The organism is Gilliamella sp. X-46, from assembly GCF_057063525.1.
In genome coordinates, this window is the sequence record NZ_JBXSQH010000020.1 from 1 (window position 1) to 12123 (window position 12123).

11 protein-coding genes are annotated in these 12123 nt (G+C 34.6%); all 11 read left to right on the forward strand.

Annotated features, from left to right (window positions below):
* The coding region (locus ACYIAJ_RS10095; protein WP_483564740.1) for an IS5 family transposase at positions 1-451 on the forward strand (451 nt) is incomplete at its 5' end.
* 416 nt (positions 452-867) lie between these two features.
* Positions 868-1314 (forward strand): division/cell wall cluster transcriptional repressor MraZ, encoded by a 447-nt coding sequence (mraZ, locus tag ACYIAJ_RS10100; protein ID WP_483560283.1) that lies wholly within the window; start codon positions 868-870, stop codon positions 1312-1314.
* 16 nt (positions 1315-1330) lie between these two features.
* Positions 1331-2266 carry a 16S rRNA (cytosine(1402)-N(4))-methyltransferase RsmH gene (rsmH, locus tag ACYIAJ_RS10105; RefSeq protein ID WP_483560281.1) on the forward strand — a complete coding sequence of 312 codons (936 nt, stop codon included), beginning with the start codon at positions 1331-1333 and terminating at the stop codon, positions 2264-2266.
* Entirely contained in the window at positions 2259-2642 is a 384-nt protein-coding gene (ftsL, locus tag ACYIAJ_RS10110) for a cell division protein FtsL (RefSeq protein WP_483560279.1), read from the forward strand. Before rsmH ends, ftsL begins: the two co-directional genes overlap by 8 nt.
* Positions 2642-4420, forward strand: coding sequence for a peptidoglycan glycosyltransferase FtsI (gene ftsI / locus ACYIAJ_RS10115; protein ID WP_483564741.1), 1779 nt, complete (start codon positions 2642-2644; stop codon positions 4418-4420). Before ftsL ends, ftsI begins: the two co-directional genes overlap by 1 nt.
* A 10-nt stretch (positions 4421-4430) precedes the next feature.
* Positions 4431-5984 carry a UDP-N-acetylmuramoyl-L-alanyl-D-glutamate--2,6-diaminopimelate ligase gene (murE, locus tag ACYIAJ_RS10120; protein WP_483560277.1) on the forward strand — a complete coding sequence of 518 codons (1554 nt, stop codon included), beginning with the start codon at positions 4431-4433 and terminating at the stop codon, positions 5982-5984.
* Entirely contained in the window at positions 5981-7357 is a 1377-nt protein-coding gene (gene murF, locus ACYIAJ_RS10125) for a UDP-N-acetylmuramoyl-tripeptide--D-alanyl-D-alanine ligase (protein ID WP_483560275.1), read from the forward strand. Before murE ends, murF begins: the two co-directional genes overlap by 4 nt.
* A gap of 4 nt (positions 7358-7361) precedes the next feature.
* Entirely contained in the window at positions 7362-8444 is a 1083-nt protein-coding gene (mraY, locus tag ACYIAJ_RS10130) for a phospho-N-acetylmuramoyl-pentapeptide-transferase (RefSeq protein ID WP_160403937.1), read from the forward strand.
* Positions 8445-8469: 25 nt separating this feature from the next.
* Positions 8470-9804 carry a UDP-N-acetylmuramoyl-L-alanine--D-glutamate ligase gene (gene murD, locus ACYIAJ_RS10135; RefSeq protein WP_483560273.1) on the forward strand — a complete coding sequence of 445 codons (1335 nt, stop codon included), beginning with the start codon at positions 8470-8472 and terminating at the stop codon, positions 9802-9804.
* A complete protein-coding gene (gene ftsW, locus ACYIAJ_RS10140) occupies positions 9801-10952 on the forward strand; it encodes a cell division protein FtsW (RefSeq protein ID WP_483560271.1) in 1152 nt (383 codons plus the stop codon). The genes murD and ftsW overlap by 4 nt, the downstream gene beginning before the upstream one ends.
* The gene (murG, locus tag ACYIAJ_RS10145; RefSeq protein WP_483560270.1) at positions 10952-12004 is read left to right on the forward strand and encodes an undecaprenyldiphospho-muramoylpentapeptide beta-N-acetylglucosaminyltransferase; all 1053 of its coding nucleotides are present in this window, start codon (positions 10952-10954) and stop codon (positions 12002-12004) included. Before ftsW ends, murG begins: the two co-directional genes overlap by 1 nt.
* Positions 12005-12123 lie beyond the last annotated feature (119 nt).

Sequence of the window (12123 nt, forward strand, 5' to 3'; positions counted from 1 at the left end):
CGCTGCAACGGAGCATTCCGAGCAAATAGGTCAGAGCTGTGGTGGTCATTCAACTAAAATTCATCTTGCGGTTGATAGTGGTGGTTTGCCTATTTGTTTTGAGCTTTCTGAAGGACAACGACATGATATCACTTATGCAGAAAACCTAGTTGAAAAACTCGATGAAGTGAATATAGTGATAGCCGATAAAGGTTATAACAGCGAGCCTTTTCGGTGCTTTGTTCGTCAAAAAAGCGGACGAACGGTGATTGCTAAACGTAATTATGGTAAGGATATAGATAAAAGCAGTATAGATAGGTGCCTTTATCGCTATCGTCATTTAGTCGAGAATGCCTTTGCTAGAATCAAGCAATATCGTCAAATATCAACTAGATACGATAAGTTAGAAAGGAATTATGCCAGTATGGTATCACTGGCATTTATGTTAATGTGGCTGCCAATGTATTGTTGAGCAATTTATGTACAGTAAAGATCAACAGCCCCTAATATTTTTTTGATATAGATAATTTTTTGTGTCGTAAAAACTAGCTAATTCACTCATCTAATGTTGCTTCGCCTACTCCAAAATGTTTAGCTAACTCGCCAATAAAAAGGTAGGCATTGGTTAAGGCACAATTTACCAATTGTTGTTTTAAACTGTCCTTTAAATTTTTTAACTATAATATGTTTCCCTCTATGATTTTTTGTGATATTTGTTCATTTTTAGGACAAATATCAATCTTTTATAAATAATTAACCAAGTACCTATTATTTTATAAAATTTTGTGGTAAAAAGTGGGGTTAAGTGGTAAAAATAGGGTTGTTTATTAACACGTTGATTTCTATTGATTAAAAACTAATGAGAAATTAATAAATAATGGTGCATTTATGTTTAGCGGTGCAATTTCAATCAATTTAGATAATAAAGGGCGGTTAGCTATTCCTACTCGTTACCGTGAATTTTTATCTGAAGGTATGGTTTGCACAATTGGTTTATATCATCCTTGCTTGACACTTTATTCAATGTCTGAGTGGAAATGCATAGAACAACAACTTGCAACATTATCAACAATTGTTGAAGCTGAACGTAGAATTAAGAGATTGTTATTGGGATATGCGATCGAGTGTCTGATGGATAATTCAGGACGGATTTTATTGCCACCTACATTACGTACTTATGCAAAATTAGAAAAAAATACAATGTTTGTTGGTCAATCTAATAAATTTGAAATTTGGGATGAGACAATTTGGTATCAACAAATAAGCGACGATATTGCTGCGTTACCCACAGATATTGAAAGTTTATCAGATAATTTAAAAAGTTTAACTATTTAATAAGAGTAAAAGATTAATGGATTATCAACATACAACAGTATTATTAAACGAAGCTGTAGAAGCATTAAATATAAAAAAAGATGGCATTTATGTTGATGGTACTTTTGGGCGAGGAGGTCATTCTCGTTTAATACTTGAACAACTTGGAGCACAAGGACGATTGATTGCTATTGATCGTGATGAGCTTGCTGAGCAAGCCGCGTTGCAGATAGAGGATTCAAGATTTACTTTTATTCGTGGAGAGTTTTCAAATATATATCAATATATTAGTGAATTAGAGCTATTGGGTAAAATTAATGGTGTTTTGTTAGACCTCGGTGTTTCATCACCACAACTTGATGATCCCGAAAGAGGATTTTCTTTTATGCGTGATGGGCCGCTTGATATGAGGATGAATAACCATAAAGGTTTGACAGCAAGTGAATGGTTACTCAGCAGTGACGAAGAAAATATTACATGGGTATTAAAGACATTCGGTGAAGAGAAATTTGCCAAACGCATTGCTCGAGCGATCGTGGAACAGAATAAAGTTTCACCAATCACCCGTACATTGGAGTTGGCTAATTTAATTGAAAAAGCAACACCAAGAAAAGATAAAAACAAGCATCCCGCTACACGCAGTTTTCAAGCTATTCGTATTTATATTAATAGTGAATTGGAAGAAGTTGAGCAAGCATTAAATAGTAGTTTATCTTTTCTTGCTAACCAAGGAAGGCTGGCAGTTATTAGCTTTCACTCTTTGGAAGATAGAATTGTAAAGCAATTTATTAACAAGCAAAGTAAAGGCCCGAATTTACCAACTCGATTACCATTAACAGAGCAACAAATTAAACAATATGGTAGTGTTAAATTAAAATCTCTTGGCAAAATTAAGCCAAGTACTATTGAAATTAATAATAACCCACGTTCTAGAAGCGCAATATTAAGGGTAGCAGAAAGAAAAAATGGATAGTAACCAAAACAATGATACTTTTCGAGAAAAAATCTATATTGATAAAGATATTCAAAAAAGACCAAGCAAAAGCTTATTTGGTTTAATTGTTTGTGATTTGTTTGGCCACCAAAAAATTTCGTTGTTATTATTTACCATGATTATTATTTCTGCTGGCGCTGTACTAATAATAACTCAACAGGTTCGCAAACAATTATTTGAACGTGAGCAACTTTTGTTAGAACAGGATGTTTTAGAGAGTGAATGGCGGAATTTGGTCATTGAGGAAAATGTACTTGCTGATCCAAAACGTGTTGAAGAAAAAGCTAAGAATCAATTAGGTATGTCTTATGTGACACCACAAAATGAAACAGTTATTGTGATAAAGAGTAAATAATGAAACCTGCCACTAAACATCAAAAAGATAAAGTTAAAAAGGCTGTAAAGGTAAATAAAGCCAATAAACTGAATAGTAAAAAACAGTTTTTTACACTGAATCGTTTTTACATTGTATATGGTTTTATTATTTTTGCGATTATTTGTCTTATTGTTCGAATGGCATTATTGCAAATTATTGAGCCCGATAAACTTATTGCTGAAGGTAATAAGCGTTCTATTCGTCACCAAGAAATGGATGCGCCAAGAGCTATGATTACTGATCGTAATGGTCGGGCATTAGCAGTAAGTGTGCCAATGTTTGATGTTTGGGCAGATCCTAAAATCATAGTACAAAAAGGTGGTGTTAAAGCAGATGATATCAGGTGGCAAGGGTTAGCCAAAACGTTAAATATCCCCATGTCAATATTACAACAAAAACTAGGCAACCCATCAATGCGATTTGTTTATTTGTCTAAACAAGTAACACCAACAATATCTGACTATTTAAAAAAACTGAAATTACCGGGAATATCATTTGCAAAAACATCTAAACGTTATTATCCAGCGGCAGAAAATATAGCTCAATTGATTGGTTTAACAGACATTGATGAAAATGGTACTGAAAAGGGATCTGAGGGTATCGAAAAAAGTTTTAATAAGTGGTTAATTGGAGAATCAGGGCAAAGAATAGTTAGGCGTGACAGAGTAGGTCGTGTTATTGAAGAATTAGAGCGGACAGAAAGTGAAACAGCATCAGATCTAACATTAAGTATTGATGAACGGTTACAATCTTTAGTTTATAGTGAATTAAGTCAGGCGGTTGAATTTAATAAGGCTGATAGTGGTACTGCGGTTTTAATTGATGTACATACCGGTGAGATTTTAGCGATGGCAACCAGTCCATCTTATAATCCTAATAACCGTTCATCAATTGATTATAGTTTATTGAGAAATAGAGCTGTTACCGATGCATTTGAGCCGGGCTCTACAGTAAAACCTTTAGTTGTGATGGCGGCTTTAGAGAAAAAAATTGCAGATTTGAATACTATTGTTGATACCAGACCATTTTTAGTAAATCGTTATGAAATTAAAGATGTATCATATCAAAAATCATTGAATTTGGCTGGTATTTTAGAAAAATCAAGTAATGTAGGTGTAAGTAAATTAGCCTTACAAATGCAGCCTAATGAGCTTGTTGAATATTATAGTCGTTTTGGATTAGGGCAACCTACTGGGTTGGGTTTGGGCGGTGAAGTTAGTGGTTCAATTGCAGCTGATAGAACCCGAAAGTGGGCAGATATTGAGAGAGCAACTTTTGCTTTTGGATATGGATTAAGTGTGACTCCTCTACAATTAGCAAGGGCTTATGCAACTATTGGTAGTTATGGGGTTTATCGTCCTGTTTCTATTTTAAAAGTGACTGAACCTGTTAAAGGCGAGCGAGTTGTACAAGAAAAAATAGCTAAAACAGTAGTTCAATTAATGGAAGCGGTTGCAGTGACAGGTGGTGGGACCAAGGCATCTGTTCCTAGCTATAGTGTGGGTGTAAAAACAGGTACAGCTAAGAAATTATCTGGCGGACGTTATGTCAATCAATATCTTGCTTATACTGCAGGTATCGCACCAGCAACAGGGCCAAAATATTCATTGGTTGTTGTTATTGATAATCCTAAAGCTGGTCAATATTATGGTGGCTCAGTTTCAGCTCCTGTATTTAGTCGTATTATGGGGGGCGTGTTAAGAACGATGAATGTTCAGCCTGACCGCCAAGTTGATGGACAAATGATTATTTATTAATAGGTAAAAAATGATAGCTACAAGCACGTTTAAAACATTATTTGAATTATTAGGCGGGGACCGAAATTTAGAAATAGACGATTTTCCGCTTAGTCATTTACGTATTGATAGTCGTAACGTGAAGAAAAATGATGTTTTTGTTGCTATAAAGGGACATTCTGTTGATGGCCGTTCATTCATCCCTCAAGCTATTTCAGCGGGTGCAGTCGCGGTGCTAGTTGAAACAAATAGCAAATTAAATGATTTAAAAATAGATTATCTTGAGCATGATAATAAATTTGTAATCCCACAAATTAGTGTTTTTCAACTTTCACGGCGTTTATCATTGATTGCTAATGATTTTTATCATTTCCCTTCTAAAAAATTATCTGTTATTGGTGTAACCGGAACAAATGGAAAAACAACTGTTACACAACTCATTGCTCAATGCACAACATTACTCAATGATAAAACGGCAATTTTAGGCACCATTGGTAATGGTATTTATAATCAACTTGAACCAGCTGTAAATACAACAGCATCGGCAATAGATATACAATCTTTGTTAGCTGATTTTGTAAAAAAACAGGTAAAAGTTGTAGCGATGGAAATTTCTTCTCATGGACTTGTGATGAATCGAGTTAAAGGTTTAAATTGTGCGGCAACAGTATTTACCAATTTGAGTCGTGATCATCTTGATTATCATAAAACTATGAGTAAATATGCAAAAGCAAAATGGTCATTATTTAGCCCTGATGAAAAAGAAAGGCTAGTTGAAACTTCAGGTAAATCGATTATTAATTATGATGATAAATATGGTAAACGATGGATTGAAAAGCTTTCACATGTGACAGCTGTATCATGCCAACCGAAATCATTACGTCGGTTAAAAGCTTTAAATAGATCTTATGTCGGTGCTTCTATGATCGAATATTATGATAAAGGCGCTAAAATTCATATGGAATCAAGTTGGGGGAATGCCATTATCAATAGTCGATTATTAGGTGAATTTAATGTTTCTAACTTATTACTATCTATTGCTACATTACTAACGCTTAATTACCCGTTTTTTGCTGTAGTAAATATGGCTTGCTTCCTCAAGCCGATTTGTGGTCGGATGGAAGTGTTACATGAAAAAAATAGTCCTACAGTCATTGTTGATTATGCGCATACTCCAGATGCATTACAAAAGGCATTACAAGCAAGCCGAATCCACTGTCAAGGAACGTTATGGGTTATTTTTGGTTGTGGGGGTGATAGAGATACTGGGAAAAGGCCATTAATGGCAGAAATTGCGGAACAATTTGCTGACAAAATTGTGCTAACTAATGATAACCCCCGAACCGAAGATGAAATAAAGATTATTCACGATATTCAACAAGGTTTACATTCTACTGACAACATACAAATAATCCCTGATAGAATTCAGGCTATTACACAAACATTATCGAAAGCTGAAATTAATGATGTGATTTTAATTGCAGGTAAAGGTCATGAAGATTATCAAATAATTGGCAAAACCAAATATCACTATTCTGATCAAGAAACAGTGAAACAGCTTTTAGGAGTAGAGAATCGATCATGATTCCTTTAAAAATCAAAAAAATAAAAGAAGTTGTGAATGGTAAGTCTTATTATATTCAAGATGAAAATAAGATTATTGATTCTATTTGTACCGATTCAAGAAAAATCACCCCACAGTCACTGTTTATTGCATTAGCTGGTGATAATTTTGATGGGCATAAGTTTGCTTCACAGACGATAAAAGATGGTGCTATTGTGGCTATTGTTAATCATAAAATAGATGATGCTTTAATACCACAAATAGTCGTCAATGATACTCGGCAATCACTAGGACAAATTGCCGCTTTTATTCGAGAACAAAGCAAAGCTAAAATTGTTGCTTTAACGGGCTCCTCAGGAAAGACTTCCGTTAAAGAAATGACTGCGTCAATTTTACAACATTGTGGGCAAACACTTTACACGCAAGGTAATTTTAATAACGATATTGGTGTACCATTAACATTATTTCGCTTAACCGAGCAAGACCAATTTGCAGTGGTAGAGTTAGGTGCTAATCATATTGGCGAAATTGCTTATACAACCAAGATAGTTAAACCGCAAAGCGCTTTAATTAATAATATTGCCGAGGCCCATATTGAAGGTTTTGGTTCACTTGACGGCGTGGCAACGGCTAAAGGTGAAATTTTTGCAGGCTTACCTCAAAATGGCATTGCTATCATTAATTTAGATAGTTGCTCTGATAGATGGTTTACTCAGCTAACAAACAAAAAAGTTTGGACTTTTTCATTAGCAAATTCATCAGCAGATTTTTATGCTAGTAATATTCAACATACTGAAAGTACGACCTTTACATTGCATACGCCAAAAGGTGAATGCTCAATTCTCTTACCGCTAGTTGGATTGCATAATGTGTCAAATGCGATCGCTGCATCCGCTTTAGCAATTTCTGTTGGTGCAAATTTGGATCAAATTAGAAACGGTTTAACAACTTTAAAACCAGTAAAAGGTCGATTATATCCAATAAGATTAAACCAAACTCAATTAATTTGGGATGATTCTTATAACGCCAACGTTGGGTCAATGTCAGCGGCAGTTAAGGTATTAGCAAAACAACCAGGGTATCGAGTTTTAGTCGTTGGTGATATGGGGGAACTTGGTAATGAGGCTGAAAAATATCATCGACAAATCGGCGAGCTTGCTTATCAAGAAAAGCTAGATTGTGTCGTTAGTGTCGGTAAATTAAGTCAATATATTAGTCAGTATAGTGGTGTAGGTTATCATTTTAATAATAAACAAGATGCAGTAAATTTTCTGTTAATGCTCTTAAATCAACATCCCTCTTTAACAATGTTAGTTAAAGGTTCGCGTAGTGCGAAAATGGAAGAGCTTATCGAAAAAATTCAAATTGAACAACTCAAAATGAGTCAGGATTAAAATTATGTTGGTGTGGATATCAGAATATTTAGTTAAACATTTTAGCTTTTTTAATGTTATTTCTTATTTAACAGTAAGAGCAATTTTAGCGTTGTTAACCTCATTGTTAATTTCATTAATAATGGGACAAAAAGTTATTGATTGGTTACAAAAATTACAAATTGGCCAAGTTGTTCGCCATGATGGACCTGAATCTCATTTAAGTAAAAAAGGTACACCAACAATGGGTGGTACATTAATTCTTGCATCAATTTCGATATCGGTATTTTTATGGGCAGATCTTCGTAATCCTTATGTTTGGCTGGCATTATTTGTATTAATTGGCTATGGAATTATTGGTTTTGCTGACGATTATTTAAAAGTTATTCGTAAAAATACAGCGGGTCTTATTGCAAGATGGAAGTATTTTTGGCAATCAGTCATTGCATTAATTGTTGCTTTTGGTCTTTATGTTTATGGAAAAGATAGTTCAGTAACTGTACTAGTTGTGCCTTTTTTTAAAGATGTTATGCCACAGTTAGGATTATTATTTATTCTTTTTACCTATATTGTCATTGTCGGTGCTGGCAATGCTGTTAATCTAACCGATGGACTTGATGGACTAGCCATTATGCCAACAGTCTTTGTTGCTGCTGGTTTTGCTCTAGTATCTTGGGCAACAGGTAATGTTAATTTTGCTGCTTACTTACATATTCCTTATATTAAATTTGGTGGTGAATTGATGATTGTCTGTACAACAATTATTGGTGCTGGGTTAGGTTTTCTATGGTTTAATACTTATCCTGCTATGGTTTTTATGGGGGATGTTGGATCGCTTGCATTGGGAGGGGTATTTGGCATTATCGCTGTTTTATTACGACAAGAATTCCTATTATTGATAATGGGAGGCATATTTGTTGTAGAAACATTATCAGTAATTTTGCAAGTTGGTTCATATAAATTACGAGGTAAACGGATATTTAAAATGGCACCGATTCATCATCATTATGAACTAAAAGGTTGGCCAGAGCCTCGTGTTATTGTACGTTTTTGGATTATTTCATTAATGTTGGTATTAATTGGTTTATTAACTTTGAAATTACGTTAATTTAAAAACAGCTCAGGATTGAATCATGGTTAGCTATCAGGGTAAAAATATTGTTATTGTTGGATTAGGTATCACTGGTCTTTCTTGTGTGAATTATTTTCTTGCTCAAAATATTATCCCAAAAGTAATCGATACTCGTTTAAAGCCGCAAGGATTAGAACAATTAGATAATCGAATTAATTATCACTTGGGAGATTTAAAAATTGATTGGTTGCTAAATGCCGATTTAATTATCGTTAGCCCAGGCATTCCATTATCAACTCCTGAATTACAAAAAGCTGCAGAAAAAGGTGTTGAAATTATAGGTGATATTGAACTTTTTTGTCGTGAAGTTAATGCCAAATCTAATAAAAAAATTGTTGCTATTACTGGCGCAAATGGTAAAACTACTGTTACTACATTAATTGGTGAAATCATTAAGTCAGCAGGTATTAGCGTTGGTGTTGGTGGTAATATAGGACAGCCTGCATTATCTTTATTAACCGAAGATTGCGATATATATGTTCTTGAACTATCGAGTTTTCAGCTAGAAACCACTTATAGTTTAAAAGCGACAGTTGCAACAATTTTAAATATTTCAGAAGACCATATGGATCGTTATCCTCTTGGTTTAATGCAATATGTTAAGGCTAAGCATCGTATTTATCATAATGCAAAATACTGTGTTATTAACCATGATGACCAATTAACCATTCCAACAGATAAACAAAGCGATAGAGTTTCATTTGGTATTGATAAAGGTGATTATCATTTAGATAACCACTACGAGTATTTGATTGCACAAGATCAACCTGTGCTAGCAACAAAAGCGATGAAATTAACTGGATGTCATAACTATCTTAATGCATTAGCGGCTTTAGCGATAGCAGATAAATTAAAAATTTCACGACAAGCAAGCATTGCAACAATTGCTTCATTTCATGGTTTACCACATCGGTTTGAATTAGTGTTGGAAAAAAATGGCGTAAAGTGGATTAATGATTCTAAAGCAACCAATGTTGGTAGCACTGAAGCCGCGTTAAATAGTGTAGTTTGCAAAGGGAAATTATATTTATTATTAGGTGGAGACGGAAAATCTGCTGACTTTTCGCCATTAATCCCTTGCTTAAAAAATAGGAATATTGAGGTTTTTTGTTTTGGGCGAGATCGTTATTTACTTAGTAAATTGGCTCCCAATATAACAACAATCACAGAGACAATGGCTGAATCAATGCAAATTATTGCTAAAAAAGTGGTGTCAAATGATGTGGTTCTGCTTTCCCCTGCTTGTGCAAGTTTAGATCAGTTTAAGAATTATGTTGAACGCGGAAAACAGTTTGCACAACTTGCTGACCAATATACTCAAGGGGCTAGGATATGACATTATTTTGGTTAAAAAAACAAGTTAATCCACATATCCCATTTGACAATCAGTTACTCTGGACAGTGCTTAGTTTAATGACCTTTGGCTTAATAATGGTAACATCGTCTTCGATGTCATTTAATGACAGTAATCCATTCTTTTATACACAACGAGAGCTTATTCAGTTAGGAATATCGCTATTTTTTATGTCTATTACGTTGTATATTCCGATGCAACGCTGGCAACAGTTTGGTTCAGTGTTACTGATCATTGCTATTATTATGTTAATTGTCGTATTGGGTATAGGCTCTTCAATAAACGGTGCATCGCGTTGGATACCTTTAGGAGTATTTAATTTTCAGCCCGCGGAGCTTTCAAAATTAGCGTTATTTTTATTTTTAGCTGGTTATTTATCGCGTAAATCTGAAGAAGTACAAAGTGGATTTTGGGGTTTTTTTAAACCAATGGTTGTTATGGCTGTACTCTCTATTTTGTTACTTAAGCAACCCGATTTAGGTACTGTTATCGTTTTATTTATGGTAACTATTGGTATTCTATTTATTGCTGGTGCCCAATTGTGGCAATTTATTGCTATTTTGCTAACTGGTGTTGGTGCAGTGATTTGTTTGATTTTATACGAGGCTTACCGTTTAACTCGGCTGTTAACCTTTCTTGACCCTTGGCAAGATGCAACTGGATCCGGTTATCAATTAGTTGCCTCATTAATGGCAATTGGTAGTGGAGGAGTTACGGGACAAGGTATGGGAAATTCTATTCTGAAATTAGGTTATTTACCTGAATGTCATACCGATTTTATTTTTTCAATTATTTCTGAAGAGTATGGATATATAGGTGTAGTTGCTTTATTGTCATTACTTTTCTTTTTGACATTCAAAGCGCTTGCAATTGGTTATCGAGCGCTTAATGAGGGGTTATTGTTTTCGGGTTATTTAGCCTGTGAAATTGGAATATGGTTTGGTTTTCAAACATTTGTTAATGTTGGTGTTACATCTGGTATGTTACCAACTAAAGGATTAACATTACCATTTATTAGTTATGGCGGTTCAAGCCTTATTGTGATGAGTATTGCGGTTGCAATATTACTCAGAATAGATTTTGAATTTAGGCAACAACAAGCGCAAGCAAGAATAAGGTTAGTTAAATAATGAAAAAATTATTAGTTATGGCAGGAGGAACTGGCGGACATGTCTTTCCCGGTATTGCTGTTGCGCATTATTTGATGAAGCAAGGTTGGCAAGTAAGATGGTTAGGTACTGCTGATCGTATGGAAGCACATCTCGTCCCTGAAAATGGTATTGAGATCGATTTTATCGAAATATCAGGGTTACGAGGAAAAGGTGTGATGGCATTATTAAAAGCACCTTATAAAATTCTAAAAGCAGTTTTACAAGCACGAAAAATTTTGAAAGCCTATCGTCCAGACGTTGTTTTAGGTATGGGCGGATATGTTTCTGGTCCTGGAGGGATTGCAGCAAAAACACTCGGCATACCGGTTGTATTACATGAACAAAATGGTATAGCAGGTTTAACTAACAAGTGGCTAGCTAAAATTGCGACTAAAGTTTTGCAAGCATTTCCTAGTGCTTTTCCTAACGCTGAAGTCGTAGGTAATCCTGTACGTAGTGATCTTTTAACTGTTGTAAAACCCGAAGAAAGGTTCAAAGATCGTAATGGACCAATCAGAGTGTTAGTCATGGGAGGAAGTCAAGGTGCGAAGATTATCAACGATATTGTGCCCCAAGTGATATCTAAATTATCAGATGAATATGTGGTATGGCATCAAACGGGTAAAGGAATGTTAAATTCGGTAATGCAGTCTTATCAAAATTGCGATATGACTAATAATAAAGTGACTGAGTTTATAACTGATGTTACAGATGCATACAATTGGGCAGATATTGTGATTTGTCGTAGTGGAGCATTAACTGTTAGTGAAATCGAAGTCGTTGGTATTGGTGCTATTTTTGTTCCGTTTATGCATAAAGATCGTCAGCAATTTTGGAATGCAAAATCATTAGCGGATATAGGTGCTGCGGATATAATAGAACAACCAAATTTTAACGTTGAATCATTATCAAAGTTACTATTAAATTTAAATCGCGACAAGTTATTAGAAATGGCAATTAAAGCTAAAAGTTTATCTATTGTAAATTCAACAGAGAAAGTAGCGGAATCCCTTAACTCAGTGATAAAATAATTAGCTTTTGGTATGATTATGTAATAATTTTGTAAAAAAAACTTCTGTTTATGTGGATATTTGAGTCAATGACTTGTTTGGACTAAAAAAATAACTAGGATACGAATGTTCAACGGTGA

Bases quoted from the DNA above. Each gene is read 5' to 3' on its own strand.
- murE (WP_483560277.1), top strand. From the start codon at position 4,431: ATGATAGCTACAAGCACGTTTAAAACATTATTTGAATTATTAGGCGGG.
- murF (WP_483560275.1), top strand. From the start codon at position 5,981: ATGATTCCTTTAAAAATCAAAAAAATAAAAGAAGTTGTGAATGGTAAG.
- mraZ (WP_483560283.1), top strand. From the start codon at position 868: ATGTTTAGCGGTGCAATTTCAATCAATTTAGATAATAAAGGGCGGTTA.
- murG (WP_483560270.1), top strand. From the start codon at position 10,952: ATGAAAAAATTATTAGTTATGGCAGGAGGAACTGGCGGACATGTCTTT.
- ftsW (WP_483560271.1), top strand. From the start codon at position 9,801: ATGACATTATTTTGGTTAAAAAAACAAGTTAATCCACATATCCCATTT.
- ftsL (WP_483560279.1), top strand. From the start codon at position 2,259: ATGGATAGTAACCAAAACAATGATACTTTTCGAGAAAAAATCTATATT.
- murD (WP_483560273.1), top strand. From the start codon at position 8,470: ATGGTTAGCTATCAGGGTAAAAATATTGTTATTGTTGGATTAGGTATC.
- rsmH (WP_483560281.1), top strand. From the start codon at position 1,331: ATGGATTATCAACATACAACAGTATTATTAAACGAAGCTGTAGAAGCA.
- ftsI (WP_483564741.1), top strand. From the start codon at position 2,642: ATGAAACCTGCCACTAAACATCAAAAAGATAAAGTTAAAAAGGCTGTA.
- mraY (WP_160403937.1), top strand. From the start codon at position 7,362: ATGTTGGTGTGGATATCAGAATATTTAGTTAAACATTTTAGCTTTTTT.